Origin of the sequence: Nocardia sp. NPDC051570 (assembly GCF_044454005.1) — a bacterium.
GTDB lineage: Bacteria > Actinomycetota > Actinomycetes > Mycobacteriales > Mycobacteriaceae > Nocardia.
The window spans coordinates 63,726-81,422 of sequence record NZ_JBITDI010000003.1 but is presented as its reverse complement, the minus strand read 5'-3'; the positions used below and the strand labels follow the sequence as shown (position 1 = coordinate 81,422).

Genomic DNA, 17,697 nt, shown 5'->3' with positions numbered 1-17,697 from the left:
ATGGAGTACTGCTTTGCCATAACGGTTCTCGGCGTACTCGGCTCGGCGAGGCTAGCCGTTGTGCTGCGCGCACGTTGTGCGCGGTTACGACGGTTCTCCTTCCTCGCACTCTATGCCGCATTGCTGTTGATCGTCGTTGCAGTTGGCCTGACGCAGCTGCACATGGCTTGGTCGGGTAACCGGCTGGGGTTGCTCTGCTGCATCCCTTTGGGAGCCCTGGCCGGTTCATCGGCGGTGGCTTGCGACCGGGTGATCATCGCCAAATTGCGGCACACCGCGTCGAGATCAGGTGAGCAGGCCGGGAAGTCTCCGCCCGCAAGGTCGGGTCTGGTCGCCGGTGTGCGCCCAGCGGGGGTTGCCACCGGTGCTGCGCAAGCATTGACGCCAAGAAGGGACCGCCCCGGCGACGATGTCGAATCGGTGGCAGATTCGGCGTTCGCATTGGGCTGGGTTGTGCTGATCGCAATCCTCGAGGAACTTGGTTATCGGGGTTTGCTTTTGGCCGCATGCCAGCGATTGCACCCGACAGTCGTAATGGGAGCAGCGGTGTTGGCGACGCTGCTGTGGTTCGGTCTGATTCATCTCTCGTTCGGGTGGCCCCATGTGGCGGGAAAGCTGCCGCTTGGTGCGCTGGCACTCGTCGGAGCCCTCGTGACCGGCACAGTGTTCACCGCGGTGATTTCGCATGTCTGGTTCAACACTCAGATCTGGCTTGCAGGCCGCCAACCCCGTGACCGTCGAGAAGGGATGCCATGATCGCACCGCTTGTGCTCATCGCCGTGGCCATCGGGACCCTAGGTCAATACGCATTATCCGACCGACTGCTGGAGAGGTGGCCGGAGACTGTTGCTGTCAAGTTGCGTGCTGCCCAACATCACTCGGTCGCCGACCTCGCCGCGATCGTCCGAACGTTGGCTGGTCTAGCATCGTTGCTCTGCCTTGCCGCAATCGCTACAGCTGTTCTCGCAATATCAGGCCGAACGCCGCTAAGCGCAACCGGATTGACGGACCCGCACTGGTGGCGTCTCTTGTACGGCATACCGCTGGGATTCGTCGAAGCAGGTGTGGCGGGCATGTTGTGCTCCTTCGCCGGTGGGCTAGCCCAGATCGATACCTGGCCTCGCGGTGAGGGCTGGGTCCGCGGGCTCGACCGGTCATTAACCGGAATGAGTTGGCTAAGGAGGACAGCAGTCATCGTGATATTTGCCGGTGCCGAGGAATTCGTCCTGCGAGCAGCCGTAATAACCGCGGCACGACCGTCGGGTACTATTTTTGCGATCGTTTGCGCAATCACTGTTGGATTGTTTGTGCAGACGTTGCCGCTTACACGATGGACCGGCTTCCTCATGCCTCTCGTTGCCGCGACCGTCACCGTTCCCGTGCATTGCTTGCTTTTCCTCGCCATACCGGACATCCGTCCAATTATCATTGCCCATGCTGTTGCCGTTGAATTGTCGATCCGATAGGAAAGGAATCACATCATGCGTTTCGGACTTTCGTTTCTGCCGGATGGAGACCCCGGAACCCAGTCCGCTAGTGCTTATTACAAGGATGCCTTGCGATTGTGTCGCGAAGCGGACCGCGCCGGCCTCGACTTCGTGAAGATGACGGAACACTATTTGAAAGCATACGGCGGATACTGCCCGAGCCCACTCCAGTTTCTTTCGGCTGTCGCCGCATGTACCGATCGTATTCGGCTTATGACCGGTGGCATCATGGCGATGTTCCATCACCCGGTTCAGATCGCAGCTCAGACCGCCATGCTGGATGCCCTAAGCCAGGGCCGCGCTGAGATAGGCTTCGCGAGGGCGTATTTGCCATACGAGTTCGACGCTTTCGGAGTTCCGCTCGACGGAAGTCGAGAGCGTTTCATGGCAACCGTGCAGACAGTGCGTCGTCTGTGGACCGAAGAAACTGTGACCGTGGACACGCCGTACTTCACGCTCCGCGAGGCGACGAACCTTCCTCGGTGCGTTCAACAACCGCATCCACCGACCTGGATCGCGGCAGTGCAATCGCGTCAGAGTTTCGCATGGATTGCCGAACAAGGCTTCAAGCTACTTGTCACCCCGGGGATCGGCGGATTCGAAACCCAGCGCGAGTTCCTGTCGATCTACCGAGAGTCGTTTCGACCCCATCCCAGCAATCCAGACGGCGTCGCCGAAGTGGCTCTTAGCTTACCCATCTTCATCGCAAAAGATCGCAGCACCGCGGTCGCTGAAAGTGATCGTTACCTGCGGCGATACCTCGATGTTTGGACGGCGAGCGCGCGAGCGTGGGACCACACCCGTTCGGACGACTACCCGCGCTACACCGGATTCGGAAATGCTCTTGCTGCAGATACGTCTGCGAGCATGCGGGATCGGCGCGCTGCGTTGGTTGGCGGCCCCGACGAGATCGTCCAGCAGATTTCAGAACTAAAGGACTATCTGGATATCGATACATTCCTGTGGCAGATCGACTGCGGCACGATGCCGGGCGATGTGGCAATGCGTACGCTGGATTTGTTCGTCGACAAAGTTCGGCCGCAATTGTAATGACAGTCGAATCGATCATCCGATAGTAACAGCTCGGGTCGACGAGCCGCCGGGCAAAGAAATCGAAGTAACCATGCCTGTTCTAATCACGCAGCCAGGGAGAGGTGGCTGATATGGACAGTCTAATTCGCGGTGCGGGCTGCGTGTTGACTCGTTGGGTTCGGCAATCTGTCCCGGATCACAATTGATGGTATGATACACGTCCGATGGGTCCTTTGAGGGATTGAATTGATATCGGCAATCAATTCCTTTAAGGGCCTGGCCCACCCTTCGGATACAGTGACAAGCTAAGGGAATTTATTCGACCCTCAGCAGGCGTCGATGATCTCACACTTTGGGGGACAGTTGTCAGCGCAATGGCACACTCCGAGCGCAGATTGCCAATCAGGAGAATCGGCAGGATTCGGCAACGAGCAGTATTGTGGCAGCACAAATGTGGTGGTCGTTGCCGGCCACTGGGATCTGCTCGAAAACAATCCGGCCGTTTTCGAAGTAACTTCGACCGTGTTTCATCGATGTCGATTCGACCGCGCCGAGTTACACGACCTCGTCGTACGAGTATCCCCCAAGTGGTTGATATTGGGGGCAGGCATAGATGACGCGCTGATGGTGGAACTGACATACATGGCAAGGGTGCTTCAACCATCGTTGCACCTCGGAGTCTTGGGGCCTGCTGGCAATTCCGCTCTAGCCGAGCGCTGGTTGCGACGCGGATGCCTGATCTACTTCACTGAATCGACCCCAGTGAACCGACTACTCCGCGCCCTGAAGATTACTGACGGCGATCTGGTTGTGGTGGATCCGCTGTCCGGTTTGTTTTTTCAACCGACGGTACCCCTGGTCGCTGCGTTGACGGAACGAGAAGATGAGGTCTTGAAGCTCGTTCGTCGTGGGCTCCGTAGCGACATGATCGCCGACAAGTTGTCCATCAGCATCCGAACTGTTGAGTATCACCTGCGGAAGATCTACTACAAGCTCGGAGTAGGTAACCGCGTGGAGGCGGTTGTGCGCGCCGCCGAGCTAGGCCTCTGACACCTCCTTGCGAACAGCTCCGGTCAGACCGACATCGAACCCGTCGAAGAGCTGATCGAGACCGATGTCGAACTGCTCATCCCAGTTGCGTGCGGACATCGAGCCCACGAGGCTATTTGTGAGCGGTCTGTCAGGGTGTGAGACCGGCATCCAGTCGTGCTCTGGTCGCAAATCGGACAGTCGCTCCGTGATCAGATAGCCGAACACGTAACTGCCCCAGGTCCGGTGGGCATCCAACAGCCCCACCCCGCTGAGCCCGGCCGCCGACAGCGCGGCGTACTGAGCCTCTCGCGCGGCATCGGCCGCTTCGGTTCGTACTGGACGGGAAAGAAATTCGAGAAGCATCGCCGGGTGGGCCCGCATCTCATCGCGAAGCATGTGACTCAACGCTCGCAGATCCGCTCGCCAGTCACCGGTCGGCGCAGGCGGCTCTCGATAGAGACTGGCGACCAGGGCGTCCATGAGGTCGTCCTTTCTGGCGAAGTAGTGATAAATCGCCATTCCTTCAACCCCGAGTTCTTGTCCCAGGCTACGCATCGTCAAGGCGGCGAGTCCGCCTCGATCGACGATCCGCAACGCAGCCTCAAGCACCGACGATTTGAGCATGACCTTACTTTACAACGCAAAACAGTACGCCTAGTACCCGCAGGGCCCACGGCATCGAGCAGCCGCCGCTCAGCCCTTGCCTCCACGGCTTCCTCCCACGACGCTCCTCGCGGAACTCGTCGCCCACCAGATCGCCAAAAGCAGTAGGCCACCCGAAACCGTGAACGCTGTCACAACATGGCCGACTCCACCGTGGGGAAGCAGTACCGATCGCATGCCTTCCAGCACATACGTCGTGGGGTTCGCCGAGGCGATATAGCGAAGCCATGTCTGCAGATCCGCGCGCGGCACGAAAGCGGGTGACATGAAGATGAGCGGGAACAACAGCAGCGTCGCCGACTGAGTCGCCTGAGCATTTCCTGTTGTCAGTGCAACCGCTGCTGAAATCGCGGCGAGAAACATGCCCCATACGAAAGCAATCGCCACCATCGTGATTATGCCAATGAATCCGGTGGCCGAGCCTGCCCCGACCACGAAGCCGATCACCACGATGGCTGCAACTTGGAGCAGTACTTGCACGCCACCCACCAAGACCGGTGCAGCGATCGCAGCGAATCGCGAAACTGGCATCGCGAGGATGCGCCTCAAGTATCCACTCTGAATATCTTCCACCAGAAGCAGGCCGGTGCTGCTGCCGCCAGCCGATGCGAATACTACCGCGGTCGGGAGCAGGAATGTCGCATAATTTCCACCGCCCAACATAGAGAAATTCGCAGAGCCGCCCAAGCCGCCCAGGTAGATGACGAAGAAGAATGCTGCGATGATCAGATTTGTCAGCGATCCAACCGGATTCCGAATCGAATTGACAAGCAATCGACCGGTCAGAATGAACGTCGATATCAGGACGTTTGCGGTGGGGCGAATGGTCGCCGTGAGCGTCATGGGGTACTTCCTGTGGAGGGTTCGGCGGGCTGTATGGCATGTCCGGTGGAGGCGAAGAAGACCTCGTCGAGGGTCGGGGTGCTCACAGTCAGGCGCTGAACGACAATGCCTCGATGGGACAGCACGTCGACCAGTCGGGGAACCGCCTGGGCGCCTTCGGGCACGATCATCCGGACATCGTGGCCCGTCACCACCGCACCGTTCGCCAGGTACGAGCTGGCTTGACCGGCCTGCTGGTCGCTTTCAAACGTCATCGTGACGACGTCGCCGCCAAGTTTCTTCTTCAGGTGCGCCGGCTCGCCTTGGGTCACGATTACGCCGTTGTCGATGATTGCCACCTGGTCGGCTAGCGTGTCGGCTTCCTCCAGGTATTGGGTCGTGAGCAAGAAGGTCACGCCCCTCTCGCGAAGCCGCACTACTTCGGACCAGACCGCTCGTCGCGAAATCGGGTCGAGCCCAGTGGTGGGTTCGTCGAGCAGTACGAGACGTGGCTCTCCGACGATAGCTAACGCGAGGTCGAGCCGTCGCTGCATGCCACCCGAGTAAGTTGCGACACGGCGATCCGCCGCGGCTATCAGGTCGACGCGCTCCAGTAATTCAGCCGCCCGACGTCGTGCTGCGCTGCGATCGAAACCCCACAGTCGGGCATGGCGTGTGAGCAACTCACGCCCGGTTTGCATCGGGTCGAGCCCGTTCTCCTGAAGCGCTACTCCGATGGACGCGCGAACTCGGTCCGGCATTTTCTGTACGTCGAATCCGCATATCGTCGCGGAGCCGGAAGTGGGCCGACTCAAGGTGACCAGCATATGCAGAAACGTTGTTTTACCGGCGCCGTTAGGCCCAATGACCCCAAATATCTCGCCACGTTGTACAGTCAGAGAGATCCCGCGTACCGCATGAATGGCTTTGTCGCCTTGCCCGAACGTCTTGGTCAACTCATGGGTTGCCACGACCACGTCGTCCGGATCGGGCGCAAGATTACGCACAGACGTCATGCCGGGCATCCGATCGTGTCAATTGTCAAAAAATGGTCAGGATATGGCCTGATGCAGTCAGGTCGATGTTTCAGCTGGATTTCGACCGGGGGTGTGATGTCGGAATGCCCGTACCAGATGTAGCCAGTCGAGCCGACGAATGTCTGTCCATGGGCCGCGCACATCTCGTCATCCCCTACGCAACCGGTAGATGTTCATGCGATCATGCTAGCGGAATACCTTTATCTTGTAAATGATAACCCAGACCTGCCCGTGCCCAGCTGGCGATCCGACCCTCGTGTAGGCGGTCCGTTGTCGTCAGCTCGTTGTTGCTTGCCCGTGGGAGCCTGGTCGCGACAGCCGTGAAGAGGCCATGTGACACGGAGTGGCGCGCATGAGCGACCTCTTGCTAGGGGGTCGACTGTGCCGGACCAGGTGGCGGCCCCGGGGGTGTACAAGGGCCCTGACGCAAGGCCTTCTCGCTGTCACCATCCTGGATTCGGCGTTGGGCCCGGCCAGGTTTGCGGTGGTATCCCGAAAGAGGCTGCGCAACTGAAAGACCGCGGAGGCAGACGGTGAGTCGCTGAGGCACCTCACTGGCCCCAGTGAGCGTCGGCTGTTCGGGTTGCTGTTCGGATGCCCGGAATGCTAGGCAGCTGAGGTTGTTTCCTCCGGCGATGCGGGGGAAGTGTGGTGCACGAGTCGTAGATGACCGATGTAGCCAGAAGAATGAATCGGCGAGTAGAGATCGAAGTCCGTTGCCAGTTGACTTGTCGCACTGCCGCATACCCGACGCGTAGCAGGTCAGGGGCGCGATCGAGGCTGCACGCACGGCCCCATATGTGTCACCTATACGGCAGATTCCCTGGTCGGATGCGCCAGCTCGATTGGCAACGGACAGTCGAGATCTCGGCGAAGTCAAGTTTCAGCAGATGGGCCGTTGTTCGACAGGGCTGGTGAATTGTTGACTCCGCGTCGGAGCGCCGCCAGCGACTACAGCAGTGCTGACCTGTCATCCCTTTGGTCGGAGCAGTTCCGGTTGGCGGACGCGGGGGCGACATGGGTGGCGACGAGTTCGAAGGACCGCAGCCGATCGGACAGGTCGTAGATGGGGGTGTAGAGCATCAACTCGTCTGCGCCGGTGGCCCGGACGAGGTCGGTCAGCCGACGGGTGACTGTCTCCGGGGATCCCTGTGCCTGACTCTCCCGCAGCTGGTGCACGGTCTGTTGTTGGGTGGCGGTGTAGTCGTAGGCGGCTGCGTGCTCGGGAGTGAGGAGTTCGGACAGCTTTCTTTCTGCCAGGTGGGCTCTGACGACTTCGTTAGGTCCGGCCACGTAGTGGGCCCGGTCGTCGGTGTCGGCGCACACGGTTAGCACGCACAGCAGCACGTAAGGTTCGGAAAGCCAGCGTGAGGGCCGGAAGGACTCGCGGTACGCGGCCAGCGTGGCCTCGGTGTTGTGGGGACGAATGTGGTGGGCTATCGCGACGGGAAGCCCGAACTCGCCCGCCAGCTCGCCGCCAGCGGCGCTGGAGGACAGCAACCACGGCTGCAGCGCAGGGCGATAGCCCGGTAGCAGGGGGGTGCCTATGTCCGGGTCGAACAGGTTCAGCACGGTGCGGACGTCCTGCTGGTATTCCAAGTCGGTGATCGGCCCTGCGCCGCGGCGCAGAGCCCGTGCGATGTTCTCATCGATGGTGCCTGGGCCACGGCCCAGGCCGAGGTCGATCCGTCCCGGGTGGAAAGCGTCCAGGGTTGCGAATTGCTCGGCGACGGTCAGCGGGACATGGTTGGGCACCATCACGCCGCCCGACCCGACTCGCAGAGTCGAGGTTTTGGCGGCGATCTGTCCGACGAGGACTGGCGGGCAGCAGCTGGCGTCGGCCATCCTGCTGTGATGCTCGGCGAACCACAGGCGGCGGTAGCCGAGTTGTTCGATATGGCTGGCTACGGCAACGCTGGCTTTCAGCGCGTCACGCGCCGCAGTGCCTTTTTGCACGGGCAACAGGTCTAATGCTGACAGCGGGACGGAGATCACGCCGCCAACCTACCTGAACCAAATGCACTGTGAGTCAGGCTTTCTCGTCGGGGGTCGCCGTCGGCTGGAAGGCTGGGTCCGATGTTCTTCGGTCTGCAACGATGGCGTTGCGGGCTATTCACACGCAGCCGCACACCGCTAACGCGTACACGTGACTCGCCGCACGGAGCCACCCCCAGTTCCGAGTGGTGCGGATCACAGACAGTCATTGATGCAGCCGAGCATCAATGACTGTTAGCGCACGTGCCGTGCTAGCCGAAACCGACAAACCGGTTCGGTTGCCATCTTCATCTCAGGGAAACCAGTTCTTCAGTGTCCAGCCCGGCGTTTGAAACCTGGTATCCCCGAGTCGTTTTCGCGTCGGAATCCTCGGCGTCGTCATCCGGCCCTTGTCGCTCCACCATACGAGGAACTCGACTGCCCGGACGAGGGGTTCGGACGAGGCGTTCGGACAACCCAGCCTCAGGCAGCACCGAAACCCGTTGAGACCAACAACTTTTCCGATCCGCACCTCCATCCAACTCTGATCCTCGACCCTGCCCCAGCTCGCTTGAGCTGTGGAGAAGATGTTGATTATTTATCCCCAGCCCCGGTTGTTATCAACATGTTCCATGTACTTGCTCCCAATCCCCGAATGCTTCCGAGGGAGGCTGGGGCGGGAGCGGGCAGGGTTATCCCGTTATCGCAAAGACAACGGGATGCCCAACGCTTCGTCAGTCAACCGAGACGATCACGAGCTAGGTCACCGGGTGCGGCTCTAATCGCACCCACCGGCCGGTAAATGGATGCACACCACTACAGCTGCCACGCTGTTCCCCGCCGGGCGGTCCTTCTATTTATCGGGGTGGATGCACATCCTCGGTTCCCCCATGCAGTCGTGCCTCGACTGGCTCACTAAGCCATGGGGGAAGATGCCCCTCTAACGGGCGACGACCGCGTTGGCGAACGCGTCACCCGTCAGTACTCCACGGGCGCAGGGAGATCGATCAGGGATCGACCTCACCGCCAGCTACGAACGTCGCTGTGAATCCTCAAGCATGCAGTCAGTACGACGTGCCGCCCATACCGAACCGGTGGGTCGCGCAAGGAAGTACGTATGCAGTTGTGCTACAGGGGATTCGCGAACAGATGCCGCTAGAAGGCGTGCGAGGTCAACCTCTCGGTCAGTCGGTCAGGACTTGGCCACAGGGACCTCGGACGCACGCAGCATCACAACACCGGCAGGGGCATCCATACACATCGGACGCGCCGACCGCCAGCAAGAACAGTTATATGACAGGCCTCCGCCACTGGCAAGACGATGGAACACCGATCGTCGCCGGGCAGGAGAAACAGGGGAAAAGGGCAGGCTGACGCTAGGTAGCGCCCGCACCGTCCACGAGATAAACTCGTGCACGACTCGAACCTCCAACACAGGTTTGGGTCCGGCCCCCGAGTGCTACCAACACTGCGGGGGCCTTTGTTTTATTGTCAGCCTCCGACTGTACACGCGAGGTAGCGAGCCGGAAAGCTGGGCGGCAGCACATCTTTCGCAACCATCTGGGCCAAAGCGACTTCACCACAGTCCATCCCGGCCCCGCCACGTCCGCCAATGCTGGACGATGGCGGCCGACTGTGCGACTATCCGCCGCGATCGAATGCGCGCGAAGGACTGGCAGGCGTGCGAAAGCTCCATCAGGAGAACGCCATGCCTGAACCCATCGAACCGCGGAACTCCTCCCTCGCGAAGATTCTGCACACCCACACGGCGGTCGCCGAGGCGCTTTCGCTGTCGGAGTACTGGCTGGAGGAAGCCGCCCGCAAACGGCTTGTTGACCACACCCGCGTCGGCCGCCGCTTATTGTTCACTCGCGAGCAGATCGAGGCGCTCGTAAGCTCCCACACTGTATCTGCCTACACCCCAGGGGAATTCCTGCCAAAGCTCCCCAAACGGCCGTCAGCGACCGGACAAGCGGCCGAAAACGAGGCTCCTACACGGTTGAAGAACCTGCGGCCCAAGAAGTCGCGGCACGCCGCATAGAATAACGAAGCCCCCACGAACGCAATCGCGGGGGCTTCGGCGCGTATCGATCAGGCAGCAGCCGGAAGGCCGACCGCCTTGCCGCGAGCCTGAAGGATCTCATCCAGGACGCTTACGGGTGAACGTGGAGACAATGCGAGACGCGCGTCGATCGCTGCCCACCAACGCGCTTCCAGCCGTCGCATCAACTCGACGCGCATCGCATTTGTCACGTGTGTATAGATGCCCTGTACCGAGGAATCCATGTGGCCGATCCGATCGTCGATCAGTACCTTCGGAGTACCCATCTCCTCCAGGATCGTCCGGTGCGAGTGTCGATTCCAGTGTGGACGGGTGACTGTGGTGATCGGCTCCCAATGCCCTGTTGCCCGCGAGGCAGCGTTCCTTCCGAGCACAGGAATGCCGGGGAAGATCGAGTCATCGGTCAGCACGAGGCTCCGTGACCGCCCTTTCCTCTGTAGGTAGCAGCCTGTCGCGGCTGGCACATAGATTTGTTCGTAGTAGCCGCTCCCCGTCCAATGCGGGCTGCACTCATTCGGGTCCGCCGGGATGAACCCCAGTTCCTTTGCCCCTTCGAGAACCCGCTGCCGCGTCGCAGCCGCAATCTTTCCACGGCCCCTAACAGCCACGCGGACGGTCTGTACCGATACCCCGACGTGCTGGGCAACCGTCGCTACCGTGACTCCGGTCTCAGCGTTCTTGGACAGTCGTAGCGGCATCCCCCTGAACAGAAAAGCCTGGCTATGACAGGGGCACGGGCGCGGCTCGGTGCGCTCGATATGGTCAGTTAGAAGCCGATCGAGGAACGGCGGGAGGTCGGCGTGTCGGTAGGACTCGTCTTTCGGTGGTTCCAGGAACAGCTTCCCCTCCTCGCCTTCAGATAATTGCGCATTGATCGCGATCTTCCCGGGCGTTTGATCGTTAACCGTCGCGCCCCGAACCTCACCGGAGCGCATGCCCGTCCAACGACGGAGTGTTTCGACTACGAATTCGTCGTCTCGATGGGATCGCAGCGCTGCGCGTTCGGCCAGAAGCAGGCCGTCCAGGTCACCTATCGTCGGTGCAGCCGTCGCACGAGCACGACGCCGTGAACTGGTTCTGCGTCCTCGGTTTCGTTTACGCGCCACGGGGTTCTGCCCCAGTTGCGGATACTCGTCGACGGCATCGCCCATGAGCACATTCAACGTGCTACGCCGGGTCACAATGCTAGAGGGCTCACTCCCCGCGTCACGCTCGAACTTGGCCCACTCGGCAACCCTGTCTCGGTCGATCTCGTCCAGGCGATCCTCGCCAAAAAACGGAATGAGATGGTTCTCCAGGGTCTTCCTGTAACTGGTCATCGTGGTGCGAGCCAGATCCTGGCGGCCGTACCAGCGGTCTGCGTATTCAGCGAATGTCGGAAGGGCAGTGGCCTTCTCGCCCGCCTGGATGCCTGTTGCCGGGCGCAGATCAGCTTGGAGTACCGCCCGTGCGTGATTCCGCTCGGCAGTGTCGGCAGCCTTCTTCGCCGCGGACTCGGTCTTGAATCTCTTTATTCGACCGGTATCGGGGTCGCGCACCGGCTCGTATTCCGATGGGCGGACTGCGAAGTATCCAGCGTAGTAGCCGTTGCGTTGCTTTGGGTACGCCATATGAGTCTCCGGGCGTGCTTGAGGGACAAGGGGCTACAGGACTGCGGCTTGATAAGGCACAGATCCCTGTGGTCGCGTCACACTCATCCCGGACGCCCCCCGCGCCGATAGGGCACGGGTTCTCGAAGGGAGACTGTATCGATGCAACGTAGCGGCAGGCAAACCGGTCGCGCCCGAAGCCGCAGTGATCTCTCTCACAACAACTTTCGCGGCAACCGGTGAGCGCCACGGGTAGCCGATCCCTTACTGCCGGAGCGTCATCCGGTGGCGGAAGAGGCTCGGTTTGGGAAAATTTGGGAAAAATCCGCCGTCCGGACGCGGCCGAAGGGCACCGAAACCGAGCCAACGCGAACACCTTAGGCATCGACTAGGGGGCAGGAATGGTCTGGTCAGCCTGGTCAGAGGCACTCTCGGTGCGAATCCAGCCTTGTTGACAACGTTTGTCGTTTAGAATCGTGGGGGTCACCATACCGCCATCCCATGAGGAGAGCGTCATGTCACTGGACGTCCCAACCGCACTACTCGAGCGGGCCGAGCGTGGCGAGGTCAGCGACGACGAATTCGTCGAATGCGTACGTAACTCGCTGCCCTACGCATACGAGGTGGTCAGCCGGGTGGCGGCCGATTTACGTTCGGGCACTGAAGAATACGCCGACAACCGGGTTGCCCCGCCGGATGAGGTGGCCCGCGGGCAGCTGCTGCGCGCGATGGCCTCCGACGCGATTCGCGGCGGCCTGGAGCGGCACTTCGGGGTGAAACTCGCCTTCCAGAACTGCCACCGGGTCGCGGCCTTCCCGCTGTCGCAGGTCGGCGGCGAGACCTACGGACGCTTCATCTCGACCCGCGCCCAACTGCTCAACCAGAGCCCGGAATTGCGCAACTGCTGATACCGGCAACCTGAAAGGGCCGGCGCGAGCGAACCCCTCCCGCTCGCGCCGGTTTCGGTCGTCCCGCATGCGATATCAGAGCTTGCGGCCGATACCCGCCCAGTACCAGGCGGATTCGGGATCGGCCGCATCGACGCGCGCGGAATCGATGGCCGGCTCGGGCCGCCAGGTGACCACCGGAACGACACCCGGATCGATGATCTCCGTTCCGCCGAACAGGCTTTCGGTCTCGGCGTGGCTGCGGGGATAGAAGGTGATCCCGGCCTGCTCCGAGGCGACCACCACGTTCATCATCGCCTTCGGATCGAAATCGGCTGTGGGATGGGTGATCACGAGGCAGCTACCGGGCGGCAGCGCGTTCAGCAGGCGGGCGACGATATCGTGCGGGGAGTCCTCGTCGCGGAAGTACATCAGCACCGCCACCAGCATGAGCGCCACGGGACGGCCCAGATCCAGGGTCTCGGCGAGCACCGGCTCGGCCAGGATCTCCTCCGGATCGTGCAGATCGGCGTGGATGAACGCGGTCGCGCCCTCCGGCGTGCTGGCCATCAGCGCCCGGGCGTGCGCCAGCACGATCGGATCGTTGTCCACGTAGACGATCCGCGCGGCGGGATCGCACCGCTGGGCGACCTCATGGGTGTTACCCGCGGTCGGAATGCCGGTCCCGATGTCCAGAAACTGAGTGATGCCCAGTTCTTCGATCACATAACGCACGGCGCGACCGAGAAATGCGCGATTCGCGCGGGCCATCGCGCGGATGGCGGGAATGTGGGTGGCGATCGCATCGCCCAATGCGCGGTCGGCCGGATAGTTGTCCACGCCACCGAGCCAGTAGTCATAGACCCGGGCCTCGTGCGCGACGCTGGTATCGATCTTGATGGGTAATCGGGTCGTGTCCGACATGGTGGAACTTCTTCCTGTCACTTAGCGACAGAATAGTTCAGCGAACACCTGGCATGCGGGTCTTCCGGCAAGAAATCGAGTATCGACCTAGGCTGGATAATCCAATGCCGAGATTTCCCGAACGGAAACATCTGGAAGATCGCGTTCCGCAAAACGACAGCAACGAGCGGTCACTCACTCCTGAGCAGCCGCTTGAGCACCTTTCCGGTGGGATTGCGGGGCAGCTCGTCGAGGAACACCACCCGCCGAGGCACCTTGTAGCGGGCCAGATTCGCCTTCACATGCGCCTTGATCGTGTCATCGTCGAGATCCGGATCGCGGCGGACCACGAATGCCTCGACCCGGGAACCGAATTCGTCGTCCGGAACGCCGAGCACGGCCGCCTCCCGAATACCCGGATGCGCGTTCAGCAGTTCCTCGATCTCGCCGGGGAAGACGTTCTCACCGCCCGAAATGATCATATCGTCGTCGCGGCCATCGATGAAAAGCCGACCGGTCGAATCGAAATGGCCGATATCGCCCGAAGACATGAGTCCGCCGATCCGCTCCTTATCGCCGCCGCCGGTATAGCCCTCGAATTGGATGGCATTGGCCACGAAGATCCGGCCGGTCCGCCCCCGCGGCGCCTCGCGGCCCTGTTCGTCGAGGATCTTCACCACCGCGCCGAGCACCGGCCGCCCGACGCATCCGGGTTCGGCGGCAAGGTCATCCGGCGTCGCGACGGTGGCGTAGGCGACCTCCGTCGACCCGTAGAGGTTGTAGACGACCGGCCCGAACATCTCCGTCACCCGCCGGCACAGATCCGCGCCGAGCTGTGAACCCGCCACGAAAACGATACGCAGCGTGGACAAGTCGCGTCCGGTCGATGCCTTCGGCCCCAGATCGGCGATCCGGGCCAGCATGACCGGCACCGCGATGAGCGCGGTCGCGCGATGGCGGGACATGCTGTCGATCACCCGCTGCGGATCGAACCGCCGACGGATCACCAGGGTGGACCCGAAGCCGATGGCCAGCAGTGCCATCGCGAATCCGAGCGTATGAAACAGCGGCGCAGGACATTCCGTGACCTCGCGGCCGCGGAAGGGCACCTTGCTCAGCACCGCACCCAGCGGTTCCAGCGACCACGGCTCCGGGCGGGTGGCGCCCTTGGGCGTTCCGGTGGTCCCGCTGGTGAGCAGCACCACCCTCGCCCCGGTCGCGGGCGACGGCGGCGGCACGGGTGAGCCCGCGGCGATGAGGGATTCGAGGCTGCTGGTATGCGCGGAGTCGGTCCAGGCGCGATAGGCCCCGCGCCGGGGGCTCAGCGCGCCGAGGATCGGCTCGTACTCCTCGTCGTACACCAGCAGATCCACGCCCTCGCGGGCGGCCACATCGTGCAGCTGCGGGCCCGCGAAATCGGTGTTGAGCAAGATGATTCGCGTACCGCATTTGGCCGCGGCGAAGACCGCGTCCAGTAGCCCGCGATGGTTGCGCGCCAGAATCGCCACGCCCTCACCGGAATTCAGCCCGCGCTTGCGCCACTCGTTGGCCAGGCGGGTGGACCGGTCGTCGAGATCCCGGTAGCTCAGTGTGCCCCGGTCATCGATGAGCGCGGCCCGATCGCCGTAGCGCGCGGCCGAAAGGCGCAGTGCCGCGGGCAGAGCGCCGTAGCGCAGCAACGCGTTACCCGCCGACAACAGGGTCAACGGCGATTCGATGCCGACCAGACCGCTACCTACGCACAGGCGCAGCGATTCCAGTTCGATCCAGGCGCGGATACCCAGATTCCGGAGCAGGGTCGTGGTCATGGCGAATTCCGTTGCTCTCCATCAGGTGGTGCGGCCGCTCTCCATCGGGTGGCGGCTAGTTGCCGTGTGTGCGTAGCTGATACAGGCCGGTCGTCTCGGCCACCACCACACCGTCGGCGTCGGTCACGGTAGCGTGCAGGGTGAAATCGGCCTTGCCCTTGGCGTCGGCCTCGGCGACGATGCGGGCGATCTCCTCCTCCGACAGCGACGCCTCGGCGCGCACATCGGATTTCGCGGGCTTGCGGAACGCGATCCGCAGATCCTTCACCAGCGGGAAGTACTTCGCCATATCGAAGGTCGCCAGCGGAATCGCGCCGCCGAGCATCTCCGCCACGGTGAACAGCACCCCGGCGTACATGACGCCGAAGTGATTGCCGTTGCCCTCGAGCGGGACGGTGGACACCGCATGGCCGGGCCGCACCTCGAGCGCCCGCACACCCATCTTGTGCGCGATCGGCACGGTGAACTCCAGCGCGCCGTTCACCATATCCGCGTACGCCGGAGCGTCGCTGTTCGTCTCGGCCATGCCCACATCCCTTTCCTGCACCACTACCTGCCCGGTTCGCGACCGGTGGGCCCAGGGTACGACATGTTGTTGGCGGTTCGTCAATACCGCGCGTGCGGCAGCGTGACCACCTTCAGCTCGCCGTCGGCATACCGCGCCCGCAGGCGCTTCTTGTCGAACTTGCCCACGCTGGTCTTGGGAATCTCCTCGAGGAATGTCCAGTATTCGGGCAGCTGCCATTTCGCGAACTTGCCGGCGAGGAATTCGCGCAGCTGCTCGGCCTCGGCGGCGGCGCCGTCCTTGAGTACGACCGTCACCAGCGGCCGCTCATCCCATTTCTCGTCGGGGATACCGATCACCGACGCCTCGGCGACGGCCGGATGACCCATGATCGCATTCTCGAGATCGACCGACGAGATCCATTCGCCGCCGGATTTGATCACATCCTTGGAGCGGTCGACCAGCGTGAGGTAGCCCTCGGGACTGATCTTCCCGACGTCGCCGGTGCGCAGCCAGCCGTCGTGGAACTTCTCCGCGTCCACCCCGGCGCCGTCGGGCGAGTAATAGGAGCCGGTGATCCACGGCCCGCGCACCTCGAGTTCGCCGAGCGCCTCGCCGTCGTTGGGCATCACCGAGCCGTCATCGCCGACCAGGCGCGCCTCCACCGATGCGGGGAACCGGCCCTGGGTGTAGCGGTAGGCCCATTCCTCTTCTCCCGCAATATCCTTCGGTGCATGCGCCACGCTGCCCAGCGGGGAGGTTTCGGTCATGCCCCAGGCATGCAGCAGTCGCACGCCGTGCTTGTCCTGGAAGGCCCGCATCATCGAGGGCGGCACCGCCGCGCCGCCGACCACCACGGTCCGCAGATGCGAGATGTCCTGCGGATGCGCGTCCAGCCCCGCCAGCACGCCGCCCCAGATGGTCGGCACCGCGGCCGCGAAGCTCGGCTTCACCGCGGCCAGCAGCGCCAGCAGCGGGGCGGGCTGCAGAAAGCGGTCGGGCATCAGCAGATTCGCGCCCGACATCATCGCGGCATACGGAATACCCCACGCATTGGCATGGAACAGCGGGACGATCGCCAGCACCGTATCGCGTTCGGTGAAGCTCATGCCGTTGGGCGAGATCACCTGCATGGCGTGCAGCCAGTTCGAACGATGGGAGTAGACAACACCTTTGGGGTCGCCGGTGGTGCCGGAGGTATAGCACATCCCGGCCGCGGAGCGTTCGTCGACGACCGGGAAGTCGTAGGTATCCGGTTGTCCCGCAAGCAATTCGGTGTAGGAGTGCACCCGGACGCCATCGGGCGCCGCCAAGGTGGCGGGATCGCCGTTGACGACGATCACATCGCGCACGGTCGCCATGTTCGGCAGGTACTTGGCGAACATCGGCACCAGCGAGCCGTCCACGAGCACGACCCGGTCCTCGGCGTGATTGGCGACGTAGACCACCTGCTCGGGAAACAGCCGGATGTTGAGCGCGTGCAACACCGATCCCATCGCGGGCACCGCCGCGTAGGCGACCATATGCTCGTTGTTGTTCCACATGAAGGTGCCGACCCGGTCGCCCTCGCCGATCCCGAGCCCGCGCAGCGCATGGGCCAGTCGCGCCGCGTCCGCGCCCAACTCCCGGTACGTCATGGTGCGCACCCCGTCGCCGGTCCAGGTGGAGACCGTGCTGCCACCCTGGAATGTCGCCGCATACCGCAGCAGCGTCGCCAGCGACAGCTGCTCGTCCTGCATCGTGCTCCACATCAGTACCGCTACTCCTTCACCGGTGAACGGGGTCACACATGCGCGAGAATAGCCGAAACCGTAACCGTCGGTACCCCATAAGCGGGGATGACCAGCACGGGAGGTCACGACCGGCGCGAGATATACAGGCCGCGCGCGACGAGCC

At 62.5% G+C, this 17,697-nt stretch carries 15 protein-coding genes; 6 read left to right on the top strand and 9 right to left on the bottom strand.

Annotated elements, in window-relative coordinates:
- The first annotated feature begins 60 nt into the window (after window positions 1-60).
- From ACIA76_RS07365 to ACIA76_RS07350, 4 genes are all read left to right on the top strand, one after another.
- Complete coding sequence (locus ACIA76_RS07365; protein ID WP_397149586.1) at window positions 61-756, top strand: CPBP family intramembrane glutamic endopeptidase; 696 nt, start codon at window positions 61-63, stop codon at window positions 754-756.
- A complete protein-coding gene (locus tag ACIA76_RS07360; protein WP_397149584.1) occupies window positions 753-1,466 on the top strand; it encodes a hypothetical protein in 714 nt (237 codons plus the stop codon). The genes ACIA76_RS07365 and ACIA76_RS07360 overlap by 4 nt, the downstream gene beginning before the upstream one ends.
- 15 nt (window positions 1,467-1,481) lie before the next feature.
- Window positions 1,482-2,537 carry an LLM class flavin-dependent oxidoreductase gene (locus tag ACIA76_RS07355; protein WP_397149582.1) on the top strand — a complete coding sequence of 352 codons (1,056 nt, stop codon included), beginning with the start codon at window positions 1,482-1,484 and terminating at the stop codon, window positions 2,535-2,537.
- Window positions 2,538-2,858: 321 nt separating this feature from the next.
- Window positions 2,859-3,569 carry a response regulator transcription factor gene (locus ACIA76_RS07350; protein WP_397149580.1) on the top strand — a complete coding sequence of 237 codons (711 nt, stop codon included), beginning with the start codon at window positions 2,859-2,861 and terminating at the stop codon, window positions 3,567-3,569.
- Here ACIA76_RS07350 and ACIA76_RS07345 read toward each other — a convergent pair.
- The 4 genes from ACIA76_RS07345 to ACIA76_RS07330 all read right to left on the bottom strand — a co-directional run bounded on the left by ACIA76_RS07345 (window position 3,558) and on the right by ACIA76_RS07330 (window position 8,068).
- Entirely contained in the window at window positions 3,558-4,175 is a 618-nt protein-coding gene (locus ACIA76_RS07345) for a TetR/AcrR family transcriptional regulator (protein ID WP_397149578.1), read from the bottom strand. The two genes, ACIA76_RS07350 and ACIA76_RS07345, sit on opposite strands and share 12 nt — an antisense overlap.
- A 69-nt stretch (window positions 4,176-4,244) precedes the next feature.
- The gene (locus tag ACIA76_RS07340; RefSeq protein ID WP_397149576.1) at window positions 4,245-5,057 is read right to left on the bottom strand and encodes an ABC transporter permease; all 813 of its coding nucleotides are present in this window, start codon (window positions 5,055-5,057) and stop codon (window positions 4,245-4,247) included.
- Window positions 5,054-6,052: an ATP-binding cassette domain-containing protein gene (locus ACIA76_RS07335; RefSeq protein ID WP_397149574.1), complete on the bottom strand. Its 999-nt coding sequence runs from the start codon at window positions 6,050-6,052 to the stop codon at window positions 5,054-5,056. Before ACIA76_RS07335 ends, ACIA76_RS07340 begins: the two co-directional genes overlap by 4 nt.
- A 972-nt stretch (window positions 6,053-7,024) precedes the next feature.
- A complete protein-coding gene (locus ACIA76_RS07330; RefSeq protein WP_397149572.1) occupies window positions 7,025-8,068 on the bottom strand; it encodes an LLM class flavin-dependent oxidoreductase in 1,044 nt (347 codons plus the stop codon).
- A 1,591-nt stretch (window positions 8,069-9,659) separates the two neighbouring features.
- On the opposite strand from ACIA76_RS07330, the gene ACIA76_RS07325 reads away from it, so the two are divergent.
- Window positions 9,660-10,088 (top strand): hypothetical protein, encoded by a 429-nt coding sequence (locus ACIA76_RS07325; protein ID WP_397149570.1) that lies wholly within the window; start codon window positions 9,660-9,662, stop codon window positions 10,086-10,088.
- Between the two features lie 50 nt (window positions 10,089-10,138).
- Here ACIA76_RS07325 and ACIA76_RS07320 read toward each other — a convergent pair whose 3' ends face one another.
- A complete protein-coding gene (locus tag ACIA76_RS07320; protein WP_397149569.1) occupies window positions 10,139-11,719 on the bottom strand; it encodes a LacI family DNA-binding transcriptional regulator in 1,581 nt (526 codons plus the stop codon).
- A gap of 494 nt (window positions 11,720-12,213) precedes the next feature.
- Here ACIA76_RS07320 and ACIA76_RS07315 point away from each other — a divergent pair, with 494 nt between their 5' ends.
- A complete protein-coding gene (locus tag ACIA76_RS07315) occupies window positions 12,214-12,606 on the top strand; it encodes an SCO5389 family protein (protein WP_397149567.1) in 393 nt (130 codons plus the stop codon).
- A 75-nt stretch (window positions 12,607-12,681) separates the two neighbouring features.
- On the opposite strand, the gene ACIA76_RS07310 is transcribed toward ACIA76_RS07315, so the two are convergent.
- From ACIA76_RS07310 to ACIA76_RS07295, 4 genes are all read right to left on the bottom strand, one after another.
- Window positions 12,682-13,509, bottom strand: a complete 828-nt coding sequence (locus ACIA76_RS07310) for an SAM-dependent methyltransferase (RefSeq protein ID WP_397149565.1) — start codon at window positions 13,507-13,509, stop codon at window positions 12,682-12,684.
- Window positions 13,510-13,679: 170 nt separating this feature from the next.
- On the bottom strand, window positions 13,680-15,296 hold the full coding sequence (locus ACIA76_RS07305) for an acyl-CoA synthetase (protein ID WP_397149563.1): 1,617 nt from the start codon (window positions 15,294-15,296) through the stop codon (window positions 13,680-13,682).
- A gap of 55 nt (window positions 15,297-15,351) precedes the next feature.
- A complete protein-coding gene (locus ACIA76_RS07300; RefSeq protein WP_397149561.1) occupies window positions 15,352-15,822 on the bottom strand; it encodes a YiiD C-terminal domain-containing protein in 471 nt (156 codons plus the stop codon).
- An 80-nt stretch (window positions 15,823-15,902) separates the two neighbouring features.
- Complete coding sequence (locus ACIA76_RS07295; protein ID WP_397149559.1) at window positions 15,903-17,552, bottom strand: long-chain fatty acid--CoA ligase; 1,650 nt, start codon at window positions 17,550-17,552, stop codon at window positions 15,903-15,905.
- Window positions 17,553-17,697: the final 145 nt, after the last annotated feature.

Excerpts from the sequence above, each read along its gene's own strand:
- ACIA76_RS07320 (WP_397149569.1), bottom strand. The coding sequence starts at position 11,719 with ATGGCGTACCCAAAGCAACGCAACGGCTACTACGCTGGATACTTCGCA.
- ACIA76_RS07340 (WP_397149576.1), bottom strand. The coding sequence starts at position 5,057 with ATGACGCTCACGGCGACCATTCGCCCCACCGCAAACGTCCTGATATCG.
- ACIA76_RS07305 (WP_397149563.1), bottom strand. The coding sequence starts at position 15,296 with ATGACCACGACCCTGCTCCGGAATCTGGGTATCCGCGCCTGGATCGAA.
- ACIA76_RS07310 (WP_397149565.1), bottom strand. The coding sequence starts at position 13,509 with ATGTCGGACACGACCCGATTACCCATCAAGATCGATACCAGCGTCGCG.
- ACIA76_RS07355 (WP_397149582.1), top strand. The coding sequence starts at position 1,482 with ATGCGTTTCGGACTTTCGTTTCTGCCGGATGGAGACCCCGGAACCCAG.
- ACIA76_RS07335 (WP_397149574.1), bottom strand. The coding sequence starts at position 6,052 with ATGACGTCTGTGCGTAATCTTGCGCCCGATCCGGACGACGTGGTCGTG.
- ACIA76_RS07325 (WP_397149570.1), top strand. The coding sequence starts at position 9,660 with ATGCTGGACGATGGCGGCCGACTGTGCGACTATCCGCCGCGATCGAAT.
- ACIA76_RS07345 (WP_397149578.1), bottom strand. The coding sequence starts at position 4,175 with ATGCTCAAATCGTCGGTGCTTGAGGCTGCGTTGCGGATCGTCGATCGA.
- ACIA76_RS07315 (WP_397149567.1), top strand. The coding sequence starts at position 12,214 with ATGTCACTGGACGTCCCAACCGCACTACTCGAGCGGGCCGAGCGTGGC.
- ACIA76_RS07360 (WP_397149584.1), top strand. The coding sequence starts at position 753 with ATGATCGCACCGCTTGTGCTCATCGCCGTGGCCATCGGGACCCTAGGT.
- ACIA76_RS07350 (WP_397149580.1), top strand. The coding sequence starts at position 2,859 with ATGATCTCACACTTTGGGGGACAGTTGTCAGCGCAATGGCACACTCCG.
- ACIA76_RS07295 (WP_397149559.1), bottom strand. The coding sequence starts at position 17,552 with ATGTGGAGCACGATGCAGGACGAGCAGCTGTCGCTGGCGACGCTGCTG.
- ACIA76_RS07300 (WP_397149561.1), bottom strand. The coding sequence starts at position 15,822 with ATGGCCGAGACGAACAGCGACGCTCCGGCGTACGCGGATATGGTGAAC.